This window comes from Mucilaginibacter sp. P1_A3 (assembly GCF_056406855.1).
Genome location: NZ_JBFTZJ010000006.1, coordinates 1 through 25,769, shown reverse-complemented (window position 1 = coordinate 25,769; position 25,769 = coordinate 1). Strand labels below are relative to the sequence as shown.

Sequence of the window (25,769 nt, the reverse complement as noted above, 5' to 3'; positions counted from 1 at the left end):
TTTGGTTATTTTTTGATCTCAAATTTATACAATGCCGCGTCGCTTCCTCCCAGCTTAAAGCTTGTTTTTGGGTTTATGGTATTGCCTTGCAGCAGTTCATGAACTTCATATGATGCGGTTGGGTTTAATCCTAATCGTTTGTTATCAAAAGCAAACGTTTTGGGTTTATTGCCATAATTAAACAAGGCAATATAGATACAATTCCCGATTTTTTGGGTAAACATTTCAGAGGCATTTTCACCGGTATTGCCTTCAACTGGTTTAAAAGTTTTACCATTTTTTATCACCGTTAATATTTCGGGATTTTGATACCATGCAATGGCTCTCGCGCTCCACTGCCCATGTACCGAAAAATCATCACCTGTAATAAACGTACCGGTTATCATTGCCGATAACATGCGCGCGCGGTTAGTACCTTCACTTTCTGTTGCTAATACCACATGATCTGCATCAACGTAATTGTATAAATAAGTTTGCCACCAGCCGTAACTTACACTATTTAAGGTGTATTGGGTGTTATCGATACTTTTAAAAGCATCGCAGGCAATTCTGCGGGTATGCACGTATCTTCCTGTAGCCAGTGTGGGTGATATAGCGGCGTAGATAAGCATCTGGTCGCCGAGTTTACTGATGAGGTACTCCATTCCTTTGCGGTAAGCCTGCATGCCGGTGGTTACCGTGGGATCATAAAAATGAGTCGATTCGGCAGTGGCGTGGCCCAGGAAATCAATCTTGATCATTTTAAAACCGCATTCCTTTAGTTTGCCAATAACCAGGTCGATGTGTTGCAGCGTACCTGGGTGCGTGGGGTCAACAGCTCTGGCGCCATCAATGTCATGAAAACCTTTACCAACTTTTGTCCAGGTTTCTCCATAAGTATAATTTGATCCGGCTACCTTTCTATTGGGACCATCTTTCCAGCCCCAGTCAGTAAACGGCGCCCAGTATACTCCGGGTTGCAGCCCTTTGCTTTTACAGTAATCGGCAAACTCTTTTAGCTTACTGTAATCGCCTTCCAAACCGCCTTTCAACATAAAATCCCAATATGAATCAAGATCGATAAAAGCCGTGTTGCCTGTACGGAACGCAGCCAGGCTATCAGCAAAAAAATCGGCTACCTTGGTGGCCTTTTCATAGTTCAGTTTTTCCTGCATTACGCCCCAACTGTTCCAGCCTACGGGTGTTGGGTTTGTCCAGTTAAAAACAACAGGAGGTTCGGCAATGCGATTGGCTTTGGCATATTCTTCCATACCTGTACGCCAATCATCAAAGTAGCCTACAAAAATCTTAGGCGATTTTACAACATCACCTTTAACGTCGCCGTGATCTATGTGATCGCGGGTTACATTTACATCGGTATAGCCGCTCCAAACCAGCAATCTGTTGCCGCTATCATTTTTTGATGTACTACGAATACCTGTTTTCCATATTTCGTGCTCAATGGAGCCGGCAATGTAACCATTGCGCCAAGTATTATCATATACGGCACCAACTTCGGCGCTGGTATTGCTGAACGGAGCCTTAAACTCCTTTGCATTATAGCGAATAAAAGTATCGTTATCAAAAGGAACAAAGATGCTGCGGACGTCGCCGGTAACAACCGGTATATTGCCCGAAAAAGGCATGATGGAATTGCTGCTCAGGCTTTTTCCTGATAATACGATCTGTGTAAGGAAAAACTCTTTACCGGGATAGGTATAAAACACCTGCTCAATTTTAGCAAGGTTGTTTCCGGTTATGGTTATTACATGCTTTTCGCCTTTACCAAAGCCATCATTGATAGCGGTGGTAGTATATTTCCGCGACAGAGCATCGGTAGTAGATATCGCTACATCCTTTATTTTAAAGGTTGAACTGATATTGGAGAATATTGCCGTTTTGCCATGATAAACATTGTAATTGCCGGTTTTGAGGTCATAAACAATGGTATTGCCTTTGCCGTAGGGCATGGTTATGGTTGTGGTTTGCTTATGGATGGATGCAAGGGTAACCAGTGATTGTATTACTATCGACAGGGTAAGAATCAGTTTATAGCGTATTTTCATTTTTTTAAAAGGCATTAAGTATTATAAGTTGTCGTCCTGAACTTGTTTCAGGATCCCACAGGACAGGTAACCCACATGCTGTACACCATGCATACTGCACACTTTGCATGTGGGATGCCGAAATAAATTCGGCATGACAGGTGTTTTTTTTGTCGTCCTGACCTTGTTTCAGGATCCCACAGGACAGGTAACCCACACGCTGTACACCACGCATACTGCACACTTTGCATGTGGGATGCCGAAATAAATTCGGCATGACCCTTGTTTTTTAAAGTCGTCATCCTGAACTTGTTTCAGGATCCCACAGGACAGGTAACCCACATGCTGCATACCATGCACGCTACACACCTTGCATGTGGGATGCCGAAACAAGTTCGGTATGACAGGTGGTTATGAATACTAACCAACCTTCACTGCCATTACTTCCTTCATTATTCCGTTAACCTTTATTTTCACCTTGCGTGGTGTGGTTGATGTAACCCGGTAGCTGATTACTTTACCGTCTTTCCATTTAAAATCAACTGTAAAATTACCGCGGGCCCGTAACCCTTTTACTTCGCCTGATGCTTTCCAGCTATCGGGGATGGCGGGGATCAGGTTGATATAACCTTCATGGCTTTGGATCAGCATTTCGGCAATGCCAGCAGTTGTACCCAAATTACCATCTATCTGGAAGGGCGGCCCGGCAGATAAAAGGTTTGGATAAATGCCACCACCTGCACCATAGTTGATGCCTGTACTTGTGGTTGGTTTCATAATTTCGGTAAAGAGTTTATAGGCCCGGTTACCATCATGTAATCTCGCCCAAAATAACAGCTTATAAGCGATAGACCAGCTTGGACCATCGTCGCCACGTACATTAAGGGTTTTCTTTGCTGCTTCGGCCAGTTCGGGCGTGCCATCGGCTGTGATCTCGGATGCCGGATAGATACCGTACAGATGCGAAATATGCCTGTGCTGTGGTTCTGTTTCTTTATAATCTTCCAACCATTCCTGGATACGGCCATCTTTGCTGATGATACCTGCAGGTGGAATTTCTTTAAGCCTTTTCTTCAGCTGGGCACGAAAATCTGCATCAACACCCAAAGTTTCTGATGCGGTAATTACATTGGTAAACAGTTCGCGCATGATCTGGTTATCAAAGGTGGCGCCAATGCAGATACTCGCATGCTGGCCGCTGCCATCGGGCATCATAAAACTATTTTCGGGAGATGAGGATGGCGCGGTAACCATGTAACCGCTTTTAGGATCTTTCACCAGGATGCTGTTATAAAACTGGGCCGATCCTTTTAAAATTGGATAAACGCTTTTCAAAAAGTTTTTATCGTTTGTAAAAGCATAATGATCCCAAATATTGCTGCACAACCAGCCCGAACCTCCTTTGGTTACGCCCCATGAGGCGCTTTCGCCGGGTTCTGTCCATCCCCAAACGTTGGTAATTACGTGGGCCACCCAGCCATCAGCGTTGTAATAAGCTTTTGCAGTGCGCTCGCCATTTTTAACCATGCCCCTCACCAGTTCAACCAATGGCAGGTTTAATTCTGATAAATTGGAAACCTCTACCGGGAAGTGGTTCATCTGCACATTTACATCCAGGTGGTAATCACCATTCCAAGGGGTATGTACTTCATTGGCCCACAAGCCTTGCAAATTGGGTGGTAGTAAACCAATGCGTGTGCTGCAAATACTTAAATACCTGCCAAACTGGTAAAATAAAACCGGCAGGCCTTTATCATCCGCAGGTGCTTTGTGAAAGCTAATCAGGCGCTGATCGGTAGTTTCGGTTGAATTACCTTCGCCTAAATTGATGCTTACCCTGTTAAACAGTTTTTGAAATTTGGCTATGTGCTGTTTTTTTTGCAAGGCATAAGACGTTTTCATGGCGGCGGCTAAATGCTGCTCCATTTTTGCTTTAAATGCCGGATCTTTAAAATCTGTAGTTGCAGAAATATAAATGATCACCTCGGTAGCATTTTTTACTACAAGGCTGTTTGCTGTATGGGTTAAAGTACCGCCAATAAGCTTTGTTTTAACGTTGGCAATGTATTGCATGCCGTTACCATCGGTACCATTATCCAATCGGCCAGCCATTTGCAAGGTATTGCCATCGGTTGTTGTAACTGATCTTTCCGGGCGATTGATACCAATACTAAAATTTAGCTGACCAGGTTTATTGGCCGTTAAGCGGATCATATCCACATCATCGCTGAAACTGGTAAAGTACTCACGCTTGTAAGTAACGTCATTAACTGTATAAGTACTTCTGGCTATGGCATTATCAAGGGATAGTTCCCTTTCATAGTTGGTAAATTTTGAAGCATCGGCGCCTTTATAATCAAACTCCAGGTTTAAATTGCCCAGGGTTTGGAAACAACCCCATTGCTTACCGCCCGAACCGGGACCTTTACAAACAAAATCCTTATCTATCAAAGCTTGCGCTTCTACATTTTTACCTGCTAATAAAAGCTCCTTTATTTGTGGTAACTTTTTATAGGCATCGTAGTTATTGGCATCCTGCGGCGAGCCGGACCATAAGGTAATATCATTTAGTACAATATTTTCTTTAGCCACTCCTCCATCCGGCATCATCCCAAGCCGACCGTTGCCCAATGCAAGCGTTTCTTCCCATCTTGACGCCGGCTTATCGTAATGCAAAGTAAGCGGCTTTTGCTGTGCAAAAGTGATGGTTGATATTAATAAGAGCGCTGTTGCGCCCGGTATAATAAATTTTAAATTCATCAGGTTTTGTTATGATTTTATTACAGGAATATCTATTGCATTTACATCCAGCTCCAACACTACTACAGAGCAGTTTTCATCGGGCAAGGTGGCTGGCAACTCTATCCTATATCCTCTTCTATCAGATTTGATAGCTACCGCATTACCGTTAAGGAAATATGATTTCAGTATTTTAACATTAGGCAATAAGGGGATATTCAATGTGCTATCCTTGTGTTGAAAAATGTTGATGTATATTTTATTGCCAAAACGTGTGGAACCATATTCGGCGGTTGGCACGTATGGGCCTCCATGGGTACCGTAAACGGCTTCGCCATATTGTTTTAGCCAGTTCCCCATCTCTTTTAAACGGGTTACCTGCCGGGCCTCCATATGGCCATCCATAGCCGGGCCAACGTTAAACAGCAGGTTACCATTGCCCGATGCTGATGTTACTAAAGTTTGGATGCACTGTTTAAGAGATTTCATCCCGTCGTTAGGTTTCCAGGCCCATTGATTACAAATGGTGATGCAACTTTCCCATGGCTCATCCATGTTTAATTTGCCTATCGTTTGTTCGGGCGTTAAAAAATCACCTACCGCATCGCCGTCCAGCTTATCGCTTATTTTTCCAAGCCTGTTGTTTACAATAACATTGGCATCAACACTTTTAATGTAGCTGTAAATTTCTTTGCCATCTTCTGTTGTCCATGGTTTTTCCCAATAACCATCAAACCAAAGCATAAACGGGTGGTATTTGGTGATCACTTCTTTCAACTCGTTTTTCATGCGGGTTTTAAAAGCGGTCATATCCCCTTTCCTGGCATTTATTTCGGGGTGATGAGGGTTATCTATCGGGTAATCCTTGTCATGCCAATCAAGCACGGTCATATAGATACAAAAAGTTATACCCTGTTTTTTACATGCCCTGGCAAGTTCGCCAACGATGTCTCTTTTAAAAGGTGATTTGGAAACGTTGTAATCAGAAAAAGCACTTGGCCATAACAGGAAACCGTCATGATGCTTGGCGGTGATGGTTAAATATTTCATCCCGGCATCCTTTGCAGCTTTCACCCAGGCATCGGCATTAAATAATGCTGGGTTAAATTCATGGTACAGGTTGTCGTAATCTTCTTCGGGTACCTGGTCATTGCGGCTCCAGCCTATTTCGGTACCACGTTGGGTAACCGGGCCAAAGTGGATAAACATACCAAAGCGTTTATCCATAAACTGATCCATAACCGCCTTGGGCGTTTTAAGCGGTGCAGCGTTTTTTACCTGTTGGGCAATTGAAACACATGTACTTAACACAAGAGCTATAATGAGCCCTGCTTTTTTCTCCATGGTATAGTTTAAATTAATTAGGTTGTACTATTTATTATTTACAAAAAAGTTAACAATCCGGCAGGCGTTGCCCTTGCTCGAATTATTTTTTTTGTCGCTGATCTTTATTCTTAATATATGGTTACCGTTACTCAGGTTATCGCCAAGCAGATGATAAACACCAAGGTGGATCCAGCTGTAGAACTCAGTTAACAGATCAAGTTCTTTGTAAGCTCCATTATCAACCGAATAGGATATAATACCGGCATCAGGCCCGGCCACTACCGCAATTCCAACGGCTGTACCTTTAAAAGGCAGGGTTAGTTCGCTGCCAGGCGCGGTCGAGATCAGCATCGGCACATCAACAAAGCCGGGGCGGGTGGAAAGGCCATCCTTTGGATTCCAGTTTGGGTTGATAGCCCAGCCCTTATCCAGTTTGGCATTGGCGATATTGTAATAGCTTCCGTTATTATAATTTGCCTTATCAATGGGTTTGGGTAAAGCAGCTTTAAAAGGTTGTTTATACTCTGCCAAAATACTGGCTTGTAACAACGCCTTGATGCTTTCAAAATAGATCTCCTGCCCATGGTACCATGGATGGATATCTTTAAAATCATCGGCCCAGGTTAATTCCTTGTTTTTTATCTTATCATTAACTTCAAGCGCCAGGTTAACATAGGGCAGGTTGTAGTGCGTAGCAACCATCTGGTGGTTCAATAACTCGGGCGAGACCTTGCCTTTGGCATAATTGTCCATTTTTTGAGGGTCGACAAATGCCATAAAAATTACATCTTTCATCGGGTTAGTCAGCTTTGCATGCCTCACTATTCCTTCTAAAGCGCGTACTTGTGTAGTACTATCCGTGCCTCTGTCGTTTACGGCTGCTTCTACAAAAAGCAGGTCGGTTTTGCCAGAATCAAGAATATCTCTTTGAACCCTGAAAGCGTGCGGAAGACTGCCTAATGACGGGATGCCGGCTGCTATGAAATGAAAATCAGTTTCGGGATAAGTTTCTTTAAGGTACTTGCACACCTTATCGCGCCAGCCTGGGTTAAAAGTGATAGAGCCTCCCAGGAAAGATACGGTAGCCTTTTTCTTCACCGTTGCAGCGTAATAAAAGTTATTTAGCCCCCCGGCAACCTTAACGTAATCACTATATGGTAGTATTTTTTGTACCGGGTATGAGTTATTGAAAATAAAATCAGCATAATAAGCCGGGCGATCAACCTTAAAGTGATGCCCCTGTAACTCCATTGGTCCCTGTGTTACAGGATGGATACTGATAGGGCCTCCCAATGCTATATAGCGCTTCGCCAAAACATCGCTATTCTCTGCAGGCGGGGCTAACTTATCATCAAGACCTATAGTATGCAAAACAGGCACCCTGAACGATGCCAGGCCTTCCAGGTTATCAATAGGGTTATCATTATAGGCAATGGCCTGTTCCTCGGTAAAATGATATACCCGTTTTAATTCATTCCAGGCGTTTGTATCTCCTGCCCCTTTTAGTTTACCACCGGGCCAGCTTTTAATATCGCAAACAGGAGTTTCGGCGTAAATACAGGTTACTTTATCGGGGTTGCGCTTAGCCCAGGCATAAGCATATAAACCGCCCCTGCTTACGGCTTCGAGGGCCACCTTTGGCGCAAAGGCCTGCTGTTTGGTGAGGTAGGTGTAAAACACATCATAAAACTTCATGGCCTCGGGGCCGCCATACTGGTTATCTACATTGATAAAAGCAACATAAAATCCTTTTGCCAGCAGGATACTATCCATTTGGGTATGCCAATCGGGGAATGACGTACGCCACACCCATGGATTACCCGGCAATGGATGGGCAGGTTTTACGTAATATGCATCGTAACCTCCAAATTTCAGTTGTACTTTTTCAAAACCCTGCCACAGATTAGTTTTATCCTGTGCTTTTAAGGCCGAAAAAGCAGTGATTGAAAGTAACAGGGTAATTAAATATTTAAGTTTTAGCATTGACTCTTCAGCTTTATTGTATTATTCAATGGTTATATCTCTTAATGTTTGAACAGACAAATTATATTCAACTGATCCAAAGCCGGGCTTTGTACCTGTATTAAAATATGCTGCATTTGTTTGAATTTGTTTTATTGGTCAGGGGTAAATGTATCGGGTTATTGCATTTCAAAAAATGGATAAACCTTTGAAAAAGATGGATAATCCACTTGTTAAACCGGGTTTAGCCTTGCATTCACATATATTATTCGGTAATAGATCATTTATAATCAACACGATAAAAAAAGAAGCGGATACATCCATACCAGCAAATCAGCTTTGTATCAATTTTGTGATCTAAAAAAATCCAATCTGCCCCAAAAGTTATATAATTGATTCTTTTAATTTACTGCCGAGAAACTATACAACTGCCCCACTTGCGTTTTAAAACTATATTTAAAATCGGTATTTTCCTGACTACCTGTTAAGCCTGCAATATTGTTTTTTAAAGCATTAGGCGACCTTAAATTACAAACACCTCCTGCCAATGATTTAATTGTAAGCTTCGCAATTTTGCCATTCTTCCATTCCATATTGGTGATCTCGAAATCGCCGCGGGCACGCAAGCCCTGTACATTACCGCTCCACCATGCCTTGGGTAAGGCAGGTAATAGCTGGATTTCGTTTGTTTGGCTTTGCACAAGCATTTCTGTAATACCCGCGGTATAGCCAAAATTACCATCTATCTGAAAAGGCGGATGCGCGCAAAAAAGGTTAGCGTAAACTCCCCCACCCTCGTTGTAATTAACACCTGAGCCACCTGCCAGCGTTATAAAGTTGTTCAGGATTTTATAGGCATGATCACCATCCTGTAGTCGTGCCCAAAAGTTCATTTTCCAGGCCATTGACCATCCTGTTGATACATCGCCGCGAGCCAATAAACTCACTTTAGCTGCTTGCGCAAGCTCAGGTGTTTTGATGGTGCTGATGCGCCTGCCGGGATGTAAGCCAAAAAGGTTTGATGAGTGCCGATGCGTATCTTTCGGATCATCACGATCTGTTTCCCATTCCTGTAATTGGCCCCATTTACCAATTTTAGGTTTTAGTAAATGTTCTTTCATATCGGCCACATGATCGCGATAGCTTTTATCTACGCCCAAAACATCCGCTGCTTCAATATAATTGGTAAACAGGTCGTAAATTATTTCCTGATCATAAGTTACACCGTCTTCTGTAGGGCCATGTTCTGGCGACCAACCCAAAGGCGATACAAGTGTACCATCGGGCCGGCGCTTTAAATGATCATCCCAAAACTCAACTATCTCCTTAAGAACAGGGTAAGCAAAGCTTTGCAAATATTGTTTATCTCTTGTAAAAGCATAATGTTCCCAAATGCCCTGGGCGTACCATGCGCTGCCGGGAGTGTTCCACAAAAAGCTTGAGCCGCCAAAGATGTTATTTTCGGTTTTCACTGTCCATCCGCGCACACCGGGATACTCTTTTTTTGTACTTTCCTTTTTAACCTCGCGCATGCTGTTGATATAATCCAGGTAAGGAATATGGCATTCAGAAAGGTTTGTAGGCTCGGCAAGCCAGTAGTTCATCTGGATGTTGATATTGGAGTGGTAATCGCTGCGCCATGGTGGGTTATTGCTCTCGTTCCAAAGCCCTTGCAGGTTGGCAGGCAACCCGCCTTTCCTTGATGAACTGATCAGCAAATAACGGCCATATTGATAAAGCAGCGCTTCCAGTTGCGGATCGGCAGCTTTTTTATAATCAATAACACGTTTATAGGTTGGTTCGGCCGCTATTGGCGCAGGTGTTGTACCCAGGTTTATAGCTACCCTGCCAAACAAACTTTTATAATCCAGCAAATGGTTATTAAATAATTGCAGGTATGTTTTAGCTGATGCTGCATCAAGGTTTTGTTTTACTTTGATACCCGGCGCTTCACCCCGCCAATGTTGCTCACGTTTGTTGCTGTAATCTGTTGCTGCCGAAAGCAAAACAGTAAAACCATCAGCTTGGTTGATGTTAAGCTGTGTGCCACCTTTGCCATCACTTTCAACAGTGGCAGTGCCTCCTTCTGTTTTCACAACAATGGATGCATTATAGGCTAAGCCATTTTCCAGTTTACCTTCTATTTGCAGCGCCGTACCATTGGCAGTAACTTTTGACCCATGGGCATCTTTAAGGCCGATGATTGCAGAGTAAGCTCCCTTTTTATCGGCAGTAAAATGCAATACCATTACCTTATCCGGAAAGCTGCAAAAGTATTCGCGTTTGTAAGCTACTCCTCCATCAGCATAAGCTATCTGCTGAATGGCTTTGCTGATATCCAGTTGCCTGCGGTAATTAGCAGGTATAGCCATACTGGTATCTTTACCTTTAAAATCAATAAACAAGTCGCCAAAGGCCTGGTAAGCGCCAGTTTCAGATTCATCACCAGTCCATAGGCTGATCTCGTTGAACTGGATATGTTCCTGCGAAAGGCCGCCAAAAACCATCCCGCCAAAACGGCCGTTTCCCATTGGGTAAGCTTGAGTCATCCATGTTTTTGCGGGTTTATCATCCCACATTATTAAACTTTGCTGCGTTTGAGCAGCCTTACTTGTTTGTGCACCTGATGTAACGCTAAATGCTACCTCAAAGGCAATAATGGTTATACAAATTACTTTTTTGATCATTTTAAATTTTTCAAATGAGCTTAACGGGCTTCAATCCACCCCTAACACCTGCAATACTGTGCTATATTTATTAATAATTAAGTATCAGAATTCGGTAAAATTGGCTTGTTGGTTTCAATCACCAATCATAAGAAATTTTCCTGTCATTTTAACATTTATAACACCATCATCACAAAAAAATTACGGGCGAATTTCTTGTCTTTATTAAATCAATGGAGATACTAAAAAAAAGAAAGTCCCGGATACTGATACCCGGGAACTTTTCTTTTCACATTACGCTAACTTATTTTATTGTTTATTCCAAAAGGTCATTTCGCTCATGTTGCTGTATCCAGAACCTGTTACGGTATGTAATACCCTGATGCGGATATATCTTATTGGAGGAGGATTACTTAACAGATCAACCTTTAAAGCAGCCTGCCCGTCATCAGACCGGGTAACCGATTTAAGCAGTATCCATCCTTTGGCAATTGCTTCAGCTTTCCAGCCAGAGTTATCGGCCCTTAAAGTGGTAGTTGCTCCTGTTAGGCTGTTAATACCCCATACTTCAAACTGATCGGGGTTATTACAGCAATTCCTGCCTACTTCTTCGGCCTGGCCTAAATTATCATAAGATTTACCCATATCGAACGTAAGCACATGTGGAATATAAGAACCGTCACTATGGAAGATATTTGGATATCCTTGCGGGCCATCACTATTATCCCAAAGTTTACTGATGCTTGTTTCGGACGAATAAGTTGATACGTCCTGTGGAAGATGTACTTCCGAGAACAAAGATTTATCACATTTTACGTAAGTGTAGATCCTTGGAAAAGTATCATAAGTTGCTACAGCAAATGTATCAATGGCTGTTCTTTCCGGTATATAAAAGGATTGATAGGTTATAGGAGTACCAGCTTTAAAATTAGGTAGCGTTATTGAGTTACTTGTTGGTAAAAGTATTGCAGAACTTGCTACTCCTGCTGCATTGGTATATTTGATTATCGTTTTTATGTTAATGGTATCTGGTGTTATAAAATTCAACTTTACAGAGCCGTCATTATTAAGCACATAAGGGTTAGCTGCATCATATGCTCTGTTTAATAAGGTCGCGGCATAAATAGGGCCGTAAACTTTGGCATTATTTACCTCAAAAGGGATTGACTTGTTGCCTTTTGCGTCATAAGAATATATGGTAAAAGAGTAAGTATATTCAGACAGACCTTTGATAACCGTTCTGATACTATCCTTTTTATCAGCAACATTTACAACTACAGAATCAGCCTTGTTGTTATAAAATACCACGTATTTTACAATGCTTGGATCGCTACTTGCTTTCCATTTAAGTCCCATCTCCAAATTACCTGGCTCTATAATAGTTGAAGCTACAGCACCTGTATATATTATTTCATGCCCATTATAAAAATTCTTGTAATCTGTAGCATGGTTATCTTTCTGGCAACCATACCAGGTGGCTAACAATACACAGCCAAGTAGTATATATATAAGATTTTTCATGTTTTTATGTTATGTTAAACAATTAACTTATTCTGGTTTTCCATAAAGTGATATTTCCATGGCATGCGCAAAATTACCGCCAGACCATGTTTGCCCCACTGCAAGCCTTATAAAATGAACAGAAGGCGCTGCTAATGAAACATTAAAATCTACTCCGGCCAATACAAAAGCATTATCAGCAGAATTATGAGATAAAGGTGGCAAGCCCGACGGAGGATTAGGATAACGGAAATTACCGAGGTTAGTCCAATCTCCTACAACGGTACCTACTGCAGCTGATACAGGCAATTGTGCATCTTTAGGCGAAGCAACATTTGATCCCCATAAAGAAAATACTTTGGGATTACCGTGGCCGAAGGCATATTTGTTTGATCCGTCGTCCGGCCTTTCCCATAATGTAAATCTGCTTAACTTGTAACTTAAACCAACATTAAATGTACAAACAAAAGGAGGGTTATGTCCCGGATTGGTGTGCCATCCGGACGAGCTGCCATCTGTTTTGCCATCCCATAAGTTTGGAAGTACCCAGCCATATCCTATTTCGGTATCAGATGATAGATTATAGGGGCTAAATTTGCCTTTATCTAACAACTGCTCAAACAGCGGGCTAATATTTTGTTTAATTGTATCAGAAATATTTCCAAACTTATCTGTTATGTAAACACCAAATTGCCTTGAATCTGTGTTATAACCACGTACCGAATAATCAATAGTATCAGATTTTGTATAATGCTGATCCTGAATCTCCATAGTATTGGTTAATTTATCATAAGCAGTTACTATAACACCAATTTCCTTTTTCAATGGATTTAATGCTCTTACATTAACGCCTCCAAAATCGGCCGCAATAATAGATGTTTCTTTTATTGATAAATAAGGCGGGATAAGCGGATGCACTGTTACTTTAACAGGATCTGAAGAAACGTTTGCCCGGCTCACCGTATACAATGTAACTTCATAGTCTGCTTCTTTAGCAAAACCTTCAACATTAACAGTATCGGTGTAATAAGATGATTTAGTTTCTCTGGATACTTTATCTCTTATCTGATACTTAGCCAGTACATATAGTATATTATCAGAGTTGGGCAAATCATAAGTGATATATGCACCACCATTATAATTGGCCACTTTAACATTGGTGATAACCGCCGGTTTTGATTTATCTGTAGAGATAGGTACTCTATCTCCATCACTCTTTTTACACGAAATTACACTTGTAATAATCATGGCTAAAAAAAGCAACAATGAACTAATCTTAATATTTTTCATATTTTTTTTTATATGATTGTTAAACTTTTACCTACCAATTTAAATTTTGAACAAGATTGCCATTAACAATCAGGTCATTATCTGTTATAGGCCATAAATAATTCCTAACATTGAAAACAGGGGTTATCAATGTTCGCGGACGATAATAGTTTACTGAGGAAGATTCAAATATATTCCATCCCTGTAGCGGTTTACTCAGCACACTTTGTAACTCTTTCCACCTGCGCAAATCCCATCCCGGCTGGCATTCAAAAGCCAGTTCAATACGGCTTTCCTGGTGAATTATCTGGCGCAAACCATCCTTAGTGGTATACTTTGATGGATTTTTTGAATAAGTTGACCATGCCTGAACAACACCTGGTAAACCCGCCCTTGTCCTTACTTTATCAAGGTATGGAACAACCTGTGCATATGATTTGCCTTGTTCATTTAATGCTTCGGCATACAGCAGGTATAAACCCGCCAGCCTTATCATTGGTAAGCGAAAATCAGCAATGGTATATCCATCGTCATATACAGTTAGATAGTTAACCAATTTTTTGGGCCAGTAACCTGTTATATTGATCCTGATATTATCTGTAGGTCCTGCAAAGGCACCACTACCCCTTGCCTGAATATAATATAAGCTCTCCTGGTTTACCAGGCCGTTACCAAACCATATACCTCCGTCAAAACCTAAATCAGCATAAAATCTTGGCTCACGATCAAAATGGGCTTTAACTGTTTCGTAGCCATTGCCAATGTAAAACCTATTTGCATCATCACCGGTCCTTTTATCGTACCTGTTAGCATAATCCCATGTTTTATCTTCGTTTATTGGTACACCATTATGGGTATAAAACAATTCCTGCTCAGAAATTGGCACAGCAAAAGTTCCCTGGAATGATGGGTTAGCAGCAGCTTTGGACGTTAATCGCGGTCCGCAATATGTTTGCCCAGGAAAGGTGGGGTTTAAAGCCCATATTAATTCGGTATTGACCTCCCATTTCTCTGTAATAGCCGTTTGAAGATCAAGAACGGTTCTTAATGAATCTGAAAGGGTACCAACATTTGCAGGAGCTATAAATTTATGCAAACTGTTTCCGTTTGCCTCGCAAATTGTAATAGCATCTAGTGTAGCGGCAGCTGCCCTATCCCATTTTGCAGGATCATAACTTGAGCTAAACAATGCTTTGCCATCTTTATTTTTAATGCCTATATAATCAGGGTTACCATTAAAAAGCGGGCTTGCAGCTGTAGCCAGTATCTGAGCCTTTACAGCTAATGCAATAGGCTTAGTAATGCGACCTAACTCTTTTGCCTGGTTTTGTATGATAACCGGGAGGTCTGGCGCAGCCTGATCAAGCAACCTAACCATATAATTTACTACAGAGTCGGCAGGGTCTCTCTTAACCTTTACCTCTTCGGTTGAACTGTTGATAGCTAAATTTTTGTCGGTAATAGGGATAGCACCATATAATCTAAATAAGATAAAGTGATAATACGCTTTCAAAAACTTCACTTCGGCTATCCATCTTTTCTTTTCATCAGCGCTTAAATCAACTGGCTTATCAATATTCTCCAGCATGGTATTACACCTTCTGATGGCTCTGAATGTTGCCTGCCCGCCATTGGCGCCATCCCAATAGTTTAGTCCGGGGTTATTACTGCTTTGATTACCTCTTATCAGGTTAAAACCAGTTGGATCAATTCCCTGAAAATCTGTAAGATCATTAGGAAATATTATTTCTGATGATGTGGTAAAACCAGGATTATTCTGAGGATATACTAATTGTTGTAATGTAGCATAGCAGCTAAAAAGATAATTTTCTGCTTCGTTACGATTCCTGAAGGCATAATCTATGGTACCTACGTTATCAGGCGTAACATCAAGATACTTTTTACATGACACGCAAGATATTGCTAAGATTGTCATGAACAGATATTTATAATATGATTTCATATTTAAAGTAATAATCGGTTAATGTTATAAGTTGATATTTATACCTACGTTAAATACCTTTTGTATAGGATATGCAAAACCGTTGCCTCCCAGTTCAGGATCCCATAATTTGAAAGGGCTCCAGGTTAACAGGTTTAGGCCGTTAAAGTAGATTCTTGCATTTTTAACCAATAGAGCTTTTGCAATACGTTGAGGTAATGTATAGCCAAATTCAATAGATTTAAGCCTCAGGAAGCTACCATCGCGCAACCACCATGTGCTGTTTTGCCTATTATTTTCTATAACAGCGCCGTCCGGACCAAGCCTTGGATACAGCGCATACAAATTTTGGTTATCCTCAGACCAATGATCATCAGCAAAAGCTTTAAGCAATTGGGTATTCCCTGAATAATAAGAATCGGGGCTTTTGATAAAAGGAGAGGTACGTGCCGGATCAATGAAGAATGAAACTTTTGCCTGGCCCTGGAAAAATCCAGATAGGTCAAAGTTTTTATAGGAGGCAGATACACCAAAACCATATACTATTTGGGGTAACGTTGGATTACCTATAAATGTCTGATCAGCTCCATCAATTTTTCCATCTCCATTTAAATCACGATATTTAATATCGCCGCCCTTAGGCGCAAAACCACCTGTGCTAAAAATCTGCGTAGGCGAGTTTGCAGCCTCTTTATCATCAACAAACAATCTTTCGGCTACGTAACCGTATTGGCGGTTAATAGGTTGCCCAACCTGGTGCCTGTAACTCTCTGTATAGTCTGGCGCTTCATATTGCGTAAATTTATTTTCTGCATAGGTAAAGTTACCCCTAAGTGCCATGGAAAAATCTTTACCTATGTTTTGTTTTCCATCAATAGAGATATCAATACCTTTCGACTCGGCTTTACCTATATTGGCTGCGATATTTGCTTCAAGCCCCATTGTTGATGGTATAGAAGCACGGTTTTGCAGAATATTGTATTTGTTGTTTTTATAAACTTCGGCAATAACATTAATTTTTTTAAGTAAGGTAAATTCAACGCCTAAGTTGGTTTGTTTTGAGGTTTCCCAGGTTACATCATCATTTTCATAATTATTTATAGTTACCCCATTGCGGCCATAACCATTATTTGTACCAAAAGAAGCCGGGTTACCGCCGTTAAGATTAACATCTGATAAATAGAAGAACCGTTGGCTCCCAATTTGATCGTTACCCACTAAACCATAGCTGGCACGCAGTTTAAAGCGATCAAATACGTTATAAAGATCGCCCCAAAACTTCTCGTCTGATATGATCCATGATGCACCCGCTGTAGGGAAGAAACCAAACCTGTGATTTGCAGAAAAACGCTCAGAACCGTTGTACCCAAAGTTAAATTCAAGAAAATACCTGCTTTTGTATGAATAAGTTGCACGCCCGGCAAGTGTCTCATTTCGGTATGGTAAAGAATATTGCAGTGTATACGGGTCCTGATCTGGGTGATTATTAACAATATTAGGATCTTTATTATTTGAATATAGTTGCTGTTGGCGGGTACCAATCAAAGCTGCACTTATGTTATGATCTTTCCCTAAAGTTTTATTATAATCCAATACTCCTTGCAGATAGATCTGTGTTTGCAGGTTATCTGAACCGATATCTCTATTGTAAGATAAATACTCAGTAGCCTGACCTGGTTGCGAGTTTATCCATTGTAAGGTGTATTGATTAGTTGTTTTATTGTAATCAGATGCGGTGTAATAAAACGGATTATAGTACATCTGCGATTGAAAGTACGCATAGCGATTGGTACTAAAAATAGCATGAAAATTTAACCCGTTAGTTACAAATGACAGATTTTGATTTAACTCAAGCTGAGCCAGCATTCTCGACTCTGAGAAATTCTGATGCCCCGAAAGTAATGAAGCATACGGATTAATGTACTTAGAAGAACCTACTCCGCCACTTGCTGCAGGTACATTACCAAACAAAATATGCTTGGTTTTAAGGTTTGCAGAATCGGCAGGATAATAGGCCGGAAAATCAACTGGGCTTGTATGCACCGCAAGGTTATACAAATCTGTTGCGAGGCCTCCATTGGTTGACCGCGGTCCATTATATTCATTAAAAGTACCTGATAAGCGAACTATCAGCTCAGTTTTATCAGTGATATTAATATTTACGTTTGAGCGTAACTGATAGTTCTTATAATTAACGTTGTTATTATTGTTATTCCTGATATCGGTTCTTAAAATACCATTATCATTACTAAATGAACCGGCTACATAATAACGTGCGACACCGCCACCACCTTGTATACTTAAATTGCCACGCTGATTATTGGTACGCTTCTTAAATAATAAATTAACCCAATCAACAGCGGGATAAACATACTGATTACTGCCTGGCGCGTTGTTTATTGTGTTTAGTGTATTGATAATTTTATTTTGACTGTACGGCAATGGATTTAAAGGATAGCGCGTTTGAGTGGCCTCATCAAAAAGTCTCATATAGGTAATAGGATCTGCTAATTCCAGTGTTTTTACAGATTGAGATGAAGAGTTTTCAAGCCTGAAATTGATCTGGGCTTTACCTGCCTTGCCTTCCTTGGTTTTTACTAAAATTACGCCGTTGCCACCCCGTGCACCATATAAGGCAGTAGCACTCGCGTCTTTTAATACCGAGAAGCTTTCAATATCATCCACATTTAGCCTTGCAAGGTCACTGGATGTTAGCTCAACGTTATCAATCAAAATTAGCGGGTCCTGTTTGTAACCAAATGTGGTTACCCCTCTTATAAAAAACTTGGAATTATCCTGACCAGGCTGTCCGCTTGGCGTATAGGCTATAATCCCGGCTACTTGTCCTGCCAAAGCATTGGTAAGATTACTTGCCGGTATTTTTAAATTGCCTGGTTTTACAGTGGTAACTGAACCCACTACAGCCTCACGTGTTTGCTTTCGGTTATAGGCCGTTACAACTACATCATCAAACTGGCTTTTAGTTTCCACCATGGTAATTTTCAATACCTTTTGGCTGGACGATATAGTTATTTGTTTTGCTATGTACCCTACATAGCTTATTCTTAAAACCGCTCCAACTTCAACATCCAATAGGAATTTACCATTACCATCGGTTGCTGTGCTATTGCCCTTTTTATTTAAAGGCGCAATATTGGCACCAATAATTGGCGCGCCAAGTGTATCTGTAACGGTACCTATAACAGTAACCTTGGTTTGTGCGGCTGCACGGTTAACGGAGCCAAAACCCATAAATACAAAAACAAGCACAAGTAGGGCTGTTAGTGAGTTATAAGGAATTTTCAACACCCAAAGGCGTCTTAATACATCGTAAAATTTTCTCATAAATTGGTTAATTATTGGTTTGCAAATTGATTAAGGAAAAATTGGTGTAATACTTTTTCATAATTTAATGGGGTATCGGCCCCGCGCTTTAGCTGTATTCTTATTTAATGTATATTTTACAGTTTATTTTTTTCCCAGTAAAAAAGGCAAAGCGATGCCCGTGCATGTAAAGACGCAGTTTTATTCACTGTAGAAACTTAAAGCCTTATGGGATAACACCTTACCTTTTTAGCGTTTATTTAGTAATGCAACTAAACAGGTATGAAAAATTAATTACCCAATGTGGCTTTTGGTAATTAATAACATGATTCAGATGGGTTTTAATTGAAAGTAATTTTCTTGCATACGTCTAAGTTTATTATTTGGTTAAATTGGTTTAGTAAAACTAATTTACCTTAACACTATTTGAAATGGATAAATCTTGAAATTAGATGGATTATACTATCCTTTTTCATTTTTTTTCACACAAAAAATAACTGTACAAATCACACACAAGCGCTATATAGGAGTGTTTTATATTTTTAAAAATGATTTGTACTTGATGGATTATAATAGCACTAATGTGTAATTCAATGATGTGAAATCTTAAATATTGCATTTAACACAAATTATATATTAAACATTTATAAACATGACAGCATTAATGCAAATCCGTTAGGATATAAACAAAACGGGGAGTTGAATTTGGAAGAGTGCCCAAACCCAAATCAGCACACTTAATTGGTGTGGAACACTTCTTCCATATTTTGCCACTGTTTTTTTTGTGCAGCAGCTTCGGGAAGCGGAATTTGTGTTGGATCCGTTTCTTTCCACCATCGCTGTGTAGTGGTATCAGCAGCCATTTTAGCCATGTCGTCCTTTAAATTGGTGCCGGTATATTCAAAATAGCTAAACAAAAAATATTTATCCTCAATTTTTTGAATGTAGATGGAATAATTATGAATGTTACAGGCCGCAATCTTTTTTAATACTCCTGACCAGGCATGAGCATGCAGCTTCTTGTAATAGGCCAGCTTTTCGGGTTTTAAACCGGTTATCATACCAAAACGCTGCACTTTCACGTTAGCCGCCTTTGGTGTATCGCCGGGATGTTTATGCTTATTTTGCTGACTCTTCATATATATCCCGAAGCCAATCCAGCTTGTTACTATTAAAATGAGAAGGGGTGCTTTGGGTGAGCTCATATCACTATATTTTATCTAAAAAGGTAAAAAAGCACTGCCATTATACATATCAACAAAGCCGAAAGCACTTTATAATTGCCCAAACCACTCCAGGCAGCTCCTCTTAATGGTTCCCATGGCGATTTCCAGTATAGCGTAGCACTTTCTTTAGTATGCTGAACCGGATATATAAAAGATAGCGTTATCTGCATCAATAAACAGGTAAGGAAAAGATAAAAGGCCATCATCATAAACGGTATTTGCCCAATGGCACTTAAAGGATACAATTTGCCAATTACAAATACCAATACCCCCACTGCCGATCCTACCCATAAAGTATATTTTGCAGATATAGCCGAAGCTTTTTCCCAGAATACACCTAATAAGAACACACAGGTTATTGGCGGTGCTATGTGGGCAATAATGTCGTTTAGTCCATTAAAAATACTTTCGTAATTATTGAGCAGAGGCAGCATCAGCAACGATACAACCAGCGATACACCCGCGGCTATTTTGCCCACGTTCACAAGCTTCTTATCAGTAGCATCGGGTTTATACCTTTTATAAATATCATAGCTTACTATGGTTGATATGGAATTTAAAGCGCCCGAAATCTGGCTCATCAAACCTGATAACAACGCGGCAACCAGTACGCCTATCAATCCCGGCGGGATAAGCTGGGTGATCATCAGTGTATAAATACCCTTACTGTTTACCACCTCTTTGCCGTTCACCATACTTTTTAATGCCGAGATATCTAAATGGCCGCTTTGTGCCAGCGTATAGGCAAATAAACCGGGCATCACAAAAATAAAAACAGGTAGTATTTTTATAAACCCACAAAACAGCGGACCAACCCTTGCATGATTTTCGTCCTTTGCACCCAAAACCCTTTGAACTATGGTTTGATCGGCACACCAGTACCATATGCCCAGCACCGGGTAGCCTAAAAATACCGCATACCAGGGCATACCACTTGCATCACCATGCGGGCGCAGCATGGATAGTTTACTAAGCTGATCTGTATGTTTCAAAACATCAACCATCGGTTCCCAGCCGCCCATTTTAGTATAAGCGGCAATACTCATAATAATGGCCCCTCCCAAAAGCACAACGGTTTGTATCGATTCCGTTACTACAACGGCGGTTAAACCACCAACTACTGTATATATAGTAGTAATAATAGAGATCACGATTACGCTGGTATACATATCAACACCAAACAAGGTATGTAAAACAATACCACCGGCTAATAAGGAGAATGCGATATGGATCAACACCGCGGATACAACGGATATAATGGCCAGCCAATCGCGACTTGCACGATCATATCGCTTTTCAAGAAAATCGGGCAGGGTTGAAACGCCAGATTTGATATAAAATGGCGCGAAGAAAAGCGCCAGCAATATCAGCGTAAACGCGGCCATCCATTCAAAATCGCCATTGAGCAGGCCGGTATCAAATCCGCTTTGGGCAAGACTTACCAAATGCACGCAGGAAATGTTGGTAGCAAACAAAGCCAGCCCTATCATTGGCCAGCGTAGTTTTTTTCCGGCCAAAAAGTACTCACCGGCCTCGTTGTTGTTATTTTTTGTTTTGCGCTGATGACGGATTCCCGACCATAAGCCAATAACAAAAATCACAATAATGTATAAAGCACTAATGACTAAATCGGGTGTATGTATCATATTTTCATTTTAAAAATAACCTTTAAAAGCCAGAGCGAACTCGTATGGTTTCTCTATACAGTTTGGAGATTGCTTCGTAACTCGCAATGACGCGTGATGTTTTGGTTTTAATTTTTATCTCTTAATTCTTCATTTAACGTCATTGCGAGGAACGAAGCAATCTCTACACAAGCATATCGAACAGGCAAATCTGCTCTGTACAGTTTGGAGATTGCTTCGTTCCTCGCAATGACGCGTGATGTTTTGGTTTTGATTTTTAATTCAACGTTTTTGCAAAAACCTTTTTTGTCATCCTGAACGAAGTGAAGGATCTATTATCCGCCTTGCTTCTTCGCCCTGTAAAATCTGCGATTAGATCCTTCACTTCGTTCAGGATGACAAACGTTTTTTTTAGTCCTGACTCTTGATTCCTGACTCTCAAACTAATATTTTCAAATCGCAGCTGCTGCCCGGTACTTGCGGTGTTTGGTAAACACCGTTACTTATTTGCACAGGGTTAACAAAATGCTGTTGCAGGTGCGGAATATGTTCTAAAAATAAGGCCTCGTGCCCTACAGTAATATGATTAAATAATACCAAATGCTGGTGTAATTGCCCCATATCGCCTACATGGGGAACAACCGGCACGCCATACTTTTTACACAATAAACTCACGGTAATAAACTCGCTTACCCCACCAACCCTTACGGCATCAACCTGGATAAATGATGCGGAGCGAGTTTGCAGGTAATTTTTAAAAATGATCTTATTGGGAACATGCTCGCCCAGGGCCAGTTTCAATGGCGATACGGCATCGGCTAAAGTTTTATGCGCCAGTACATCATCCGGATGCGTTGGCTCCTCAATCCAGTAAGGGTTCATGCTCTTTAACTTATTGCAGATAGATATTGCCTGTGGCAAATTCCATTGCTGGTTGGCATCAAGCATAACTTTTACGTTATCGCCCGCTACTTCCCTTACAATATGCGCACGGCGGATATCTCTTTCAGGATCTGCCGAGCCTACTTTCAGCTTCATCGCTGTAAAACCTTCGGCCAATGCTTTTTTGCAATTTTCGCGCACCTTCTCGTCCGAATAATTGAACCAGCCAATAGATGTATCGTAACCCGGATAACCTTGCTGCAATATACCTTCGCGGTTAACACGGCTATCTTGCTGCGAACGCAGCATTTGCAGCGCCTGCTCATGAGTTAGTTCATCCTCGAGGTATGATAAGTCGAGCGTTGCCACAAGTTGCTCTGGCGACAGGTCGGTAAGCAGTTTCCATAATGGCAAGCCTCTCTTTTTTGCCCACAGATCATAGCAGGCATTGGTAACCGAGGCAAGGGCTAAATGTACAACCCCCTTATGTGGCCCCAGCCATCTAAATTGCTGATCGTTCGATAGGTTTTTAAACAGCTCGCCAAAATTGGCCATCGTATCTTCAATATCCCTGCCTTTTATCTTATCGGCGTAATACTGGGCGGCTTTACAAACCAGGTCGTTCCCCTCGCCCAAAGTAAATGCAAAGCCAACGCCTGTGTAGCCGCTGTCATCAAATAAACGGGTTACGGCGTAGGAGTATATCGGATCGGTATGTATGGCATCGCTGCCGGCGCTGCCATCAAGCTTGTACCTGACGTCATCAACTTTTATATTCTTAATCATATTATATAAGATCTTTTTTTTCCTGGATAGATTGAACAGTTTGATGGATCACCCTGCGATAGCCCAGCTCGGCCCCGCCGCTTACCGGCAAAATACAGCCGGTTACAAAACGCGCCTGGTCTGATACCAGGAATAAGCAGGCATCGGCTACCACGTCACCTTCGGGGCAATAGCCCAGGGCGTGTATATCATCCAGGTAATTTTCAATAGAATTAGCATCGGGTTGCTGCTGGCTCCAAACCCTCAACATAGGTGTCCATACCCCAGCCGGTGCCACCGCGTTAACACGAATGCCATAGGGTGCATAATCAAGTGCCATCGATTTGGTTAAAGCACTTATAGCGCCTTTTGTAGCACTATATGCCGCGTGAATCTCCTGCCCAATTTCGCCCACCAGGCTGCCTGTGTTCAGGATATTTCCTCTTGTTTTTTTTAATTCATCAATACCAAAACGGGTAGTATTAAAAACACCTTTTACATTCACATCAAACAAAGTATTCCATTCCTGTTCCGTAGTTTCGTGCACCGCTTTTGATGGGTTTGATATACCGGCATTGTTATGAATAACATCAATTTTGCCAAAATAGCCAACAGTTTCAATAATAGCCTGCTGTATATCTGCGGCTACTGCAACATCGGCCTTTATATATAGTATATCATCATTCAGCAGTTTTAAGCGGGCCTCATCAATGCTTGCTTGTGTATTTGATATAATACTGAGCTTAGCCCCGGCTGCATGGTATATTTTGGCGCACTCAAAGCCAATACCTTCGGTACCGCCGGTTAAAAAAATCACTTTATTCTTTAGTAGCATATAATGTTATAGTTATTTAGGGCATAAAAAAATATGCGCCTAAACTTTAGTGTTTAAACCACAGGATTTCAATTAATGAAAAATCAAAAGCTACGGTTATATTGGTTATTACTGAATAGCCAAAAGTAGTAGCATGTTTTGGAGATTATAATAGTTAAAACATTTTTTTTAATGGATTATTCCATTAAAACCCAACCTAAAATAGGTTTTATTGGCATAATACTGTGCGGCGTTTGCAATTGGGTTTAAATGATTGTATTTGCAAATTGTTTTATCTAATATAGCGTTCTAAAAATGGAATGTTATATTAGCGATAATGTAGTATCCCACTATAATACCAATTTGGCCTAATATTAATTTAGATGAGTAACAGCTTTAAAAGACGGCAGGGTTTTGATGGTGAAAAATTTATTAGCATTCCTCAGAAAGTGTTGCGCGACGCCAAAGAGCGCGATCCCCAACTTTTCCATATCTATATAACACATATAGGCTATTTCCCCAAGGCCTCTTTTCATTACCGCGAACGGCGTAAGGGCTGCGAAGACAATATATTGATTTACTGCCTGCAGGGAAAGGGCCATTATATTGTTGATAACAAGCGCTATGAAGTAAAAAGCAATCAATTTATCCTGATCCCGGCTACAGATAAATATATGCGCTACTGGGCTGATAATGAAGATCCCTGGACAATTTACTGGGTACACTTTACCGGCGATAAAATAGATGCGTTTAACAAATCGCTTAATTTAAGTATAAGCCGGGGACCGGTACATATCCCCTTTAATGAAAATGCCATATCCATGTGGCACAACATTTACCAAACACTGGAGATGGGTTACAGCCTGGAAAACATTAACAGCGCGTGCTTTTGCCTGTACCATATTATAGCTACCTTTTTGATGCCAGAGCGCCATATTCAAAATGATAAGGACGACGAGGGCGATATCATCACCAAAACCATCCATAACATGCGCAACAACCTCAGTAAAAAACTGAGCGTTGAAGATATGGCTTGCAAACATAATTTATCAGTATCGCACTTCTCAAATCTTTTCCGTAAAGCTACCGGCATGCCGCCTATTGATTATTTTATCCATCTTAAAATGCAAAAGGCCTGCCAGCTGCTATACGCCAACGGTGATAAAATAAAGGCCGTGGCTGCCGATCTTGGTTATGAAGACCCCTACTATTTCTCGCGCATATTTAAAAAATACATTGGCTCCTCGCCAGAGCAATACCGCATCACGGCAAAAAATACAGGTTGATGGTAATTTTATCCATGGTACAATTGGCAGAAAAATCGCTTTAAAAAACACGATGTCATGCTGAGTGATAAAATTTCGCGAAACTCTGAAGGTGAAATGACGGAAACTAACCAAGGTTAAGACTCACCCCGTCGAGGCTACGCCCGACACCCCTCTCTTCAACTTCGTTGGAAAGAGGGAGTTGAAACTTAGAATTAACTTTTTTGACCCTCTTTCCGGCGAAGCCGAAGAGAGATTCTGTGTTAATTATCAAATAATTTTTAATTTTGTTTACTTAAGGCGGCTTTATGTCAGCCTGTTTAGGGCGGTATAACTTCGTGTTTTATTCGCCCTAACTCTTTTTATACTGCTGCTGCATTTGTTTTTTGTAAGTATGCTTTATCATATTTCTTTTCTGTTGTCCAGATCGTATAAATCAT

At 40.9% G+C, this 25,769-nt stretch carries 14 protein-coding genes; 1 reads left to right on the top strand and 13 read right to left on the bottom strand.

Annotated features, from left to right (window positions below; genetic code table 11):
• Positions 1-5: 5 nt before the first annotated feature.
• The 13 genes from AC1D0K_RS13525 to AC1D0K_RS13465 form a co-directional block, all read right to left on the bottom strand.
• Positions 6-2,045, bottom strand: a complete 2,040-nt coding sequence (locus AC1D0K_RS13525) for an alpha-galactosidase (RefSeq protein WP_477399260.1) — start codon at positions 2,043-2,045, stop codon at positions 6-8.
• 399 nt (positions 2,046-2,444) lie between these two features.
• The gene (locus AC1D0K_RS13520; protein WP_477399258.1) at positions 2,445-4,784 is read right to left on the bottom strand and encodes a glycoside hydrolase family 95 protein; all 2,340 of its coding nucleotides are present in this window, start codon (positions 4,782-4,784) and stop codon (positions 2,445-2,447) included.
• A gap of 9 nt (positions 4,785-4,793) precedes the next feature.
• On the bottom strand, positions 4,794-6,107 hold the full coding sequence (locus AC1D0K_RS13515) for an alpha-L-fucosidase (protein ID WP_477443240.1): 1,314 nt from the start codon (positions 6,105-6,107) through the stop codon (positions 4,794-4,796).
• Between the two features lie 27 nt (positions 6,108-6,134).
• A complete protein-coding gene (locus AC1D0K_RS13510; protein ID WP_477399266.1) occupies positions 6,135-8,072 on the bottom strand; it encodes an SGNH/GDSL hydrolase family protein in 1,938 nt (645 codons plus the stop codon).
• A 380-nt stretch (positions 8,073-8,452) separates the two neighbouring features.
• Entirely contained in the window at positions 8,453-10,738 is a 2,286-nt protein-coding gene (locus AC1D0K_RS13505; protein WP_477399268.1) for a glycoside hydrolase family 95 protein, read from the bottom strand.
• A gap of 288 nt (positions 10,739-11,026) precedes the next feature.
• Positions 11,027-12,238, bottom strand: coding sequence for a DUF4998 domain-containing protein (locus tag AC1D0K_RS13500; protein WP_477399270.1), 1,212 nt, complete (start codon positions 12,236-12,238; stop codon positions 11,027-11,029).
• 27 nt (positions 12,239-12,265) lie between these two features.
• Entirely contained in the window at positions 12,266-13,507 is a 1,242-nt protein-coding gene (locus AC1D0K_RS13495) for a DUF5000 domain-containing lipoprotein (RefSeq protein WP_477399272.1), read from the bottom strand.
• 31 nt (positions 13,508-13,538) lie between these two features.
• The gene (locus tag AC1D0K_RS13490; RefSeq protein WP_477443238.1) at positions 13,539-15,422 is read right to left on the bottom strand and encodes a RagB/SusD family nutrient uptake outer membrane protein; all 1,884 of its coding nucleotides are present in this window, start codon (positions 15,420-15,422) and stop codon (positions 13,539-13,541) included.
• 51 nt (positions 15,423-15,473) lie between these two features.
• Positions 15,474-18,773 (bottom strand): SusC/RagA family TonB-linked outer membrane protein, encoded by a 3,300-nt coding sequence (locus tag AC1D0K_RS13485; RefSeq protein ID WP_477443236.1) that lies wholly within the window; start codon positions 18,771-18,773, stop codon positions 15,474-15,476.
• A 716-nt stretch (positions 18,774-19,489) separates the two neighbouring features.
• Positions 19,490-19,957: an L-rhamnose mutarotase gene (locus AC1D0K_RS13480; protein ID WP_477398639.1), complete on the bottom strand. Its 468-nt coding sequence runs from the start codon at positions 19,955-19,957 to the stop codon at positions 19,490-19,492.
• An 11-nt stretch (positions 19,958-19,968) separates the two neighbouring features.
• Positions 19,969-21,624 (bottom strand): sodium:solute symporter, encoded by a 1,656-nt coding sequence (locus AC1D0K_RS13475; RefSeq protein WP_477443650.1) that lies wholly within the window; start codon positions 21,622-21,624, stop codon positions 19,969-19,971.
• A 417-nt stretch (positions 21,625-22,041) separates the two neighbouring features.
• A complete protein-coding gene (locus tag AC1D0K_RS13470; RefSeq protein ID WP_477398635.1) occupies positions 22,042-23,271 on the bottom strand; it encodes an enolase C-terminal domain-like protein in 1,230 nt (409 codons plus the stop codon).
• Position 23,272: 1 nt separating this feature from the next.
• Positions 23,273-24,085 (bottom strand): SDR family NAD(P)-dependent oxidoreductase, encoded by an 813-nt coding sequence (locus AC1D0K_RS13465; RefSeq protein WP_477398633.1) that lies wholly within the window; start codon positions 24,083-24,085, stop codon positions 23,273-23,275.
• A 362-nt stretch (positions 24,086-24,447) separates the two neighbouring features.
• On the opposite strand from AC1D0K_RS13465, the gene AC1D0K_RS13460 reads away from it, so the two are divergent.
• Positions 24,448-25,350: an AraC family transcriptional regulator gene (locus AC1D0K_RS13460; RefSeq protein ID WP_477398631.1), complete on the top strand. Its 903-nt coding sequence runs from the start codon at positions 24,448-24,450 to the stop codon at positions 25,348-25,350.
• The last annotated feature ends 419 nt before the right edge of the window (positions 25,351-25,769 follow it).

Coding starts and splice junctions, on each gene's coding strand:
- AC1D0K_RS13525 (WP_477399260.1), bottom strand. CDS start 2,045: ATGAAAATACGCTATAAACTGATTCTTACCCTGTCGATAGTAATACAA.
- AC1D0K_RS13520 (WP_477399258.1), bottom strand. CDS start 4,784: ATGAATTTAAAATTTATTATACCGGGCGCAACAGCGCTCTTATTAATA.
- AC1D0K_RS13515 (WP_477443240.1), bottom strand. CDS start 6,107: ATGGAGAAAAAAGCAGGGCTCATTATAGCTCTTGTGTTAAGTACATGT.
- AC1D0K_RS13510 (WP_477399266.1), bottom strand. CDS start 8,072: ATGCTAAAACTTAAATATTTAATTACCCTGTTACTTTCAATCACTGCT.
- AC1D0K_RS13505 (WP_477399268.1), bottom strand. CDS start 10,738: ATGATCAAAAAAGTAATTTGTATAACCATTATTGCCTTTGAGGTAGCA.
- AC1D0K_RS13500 (WP_477399270.1), bottom strand. CDS start 12,238: ATGAAAAATCTTATATATATACTACTTGGCTGTGTATTGTTAGCCACC.
- AC1D0K_RS13495 (WP_477399272.1), bottom strand. CDS start 13,507: ATGAAAAATATTAAGATTAGTTCATTGTTGCTTTTTTTAGCCATGATT.
- AC1D0K_RS13490 (WP_477443238.1), bottom strand. CDS start 15,422: ATGACAATCTTAGCAATATCTTGCGTGTCATGTAAAAAGTATCTTGAT.
- AC1D0K_RS13485 (WP_477443236.1), bottom strand. CDS start 18,773: ATGAGAAAATTTTACGATGTATTAAGACGCCTTTGGGTGTTGAAAATT.
- AC1D0K_RS13480 (WP_477398639.1), bottom strand. CDS start 19,957: ATGAGCTCACCCAAAGCACCCCTTCTCATTTTAATAGTAACAAGCTGG.
- AC1D0K_RS13475 (WP_477443650.1), bottom strand. CDS start 21,624: ATGATACATACACCCGATTTAGTCATTAGTGCTTTATACATTATTGTG.
- AC1D0K_RS13470 (WP_477398635.1), bottom strand. CDS start 23,271: ATGATTAAGAATATAAAAGTTGATGACGTCAGGTACAAGCTTGATGGC.
- AC1D0K_RS13465 (WP_477398633.1), bottom strand. CDS start 24,085: ATGCTACTAAAGAATAAAGTGATTTTTTTAACCGGCGGTACCGAAGGT.
- AC1D0K_RS13460 (WP_477398631.1), top strand. CDS start 24,448: ATGAGTAACAGCTTTAAAAGACGGCAGGGTTTTGATGGTGAAAAATTT.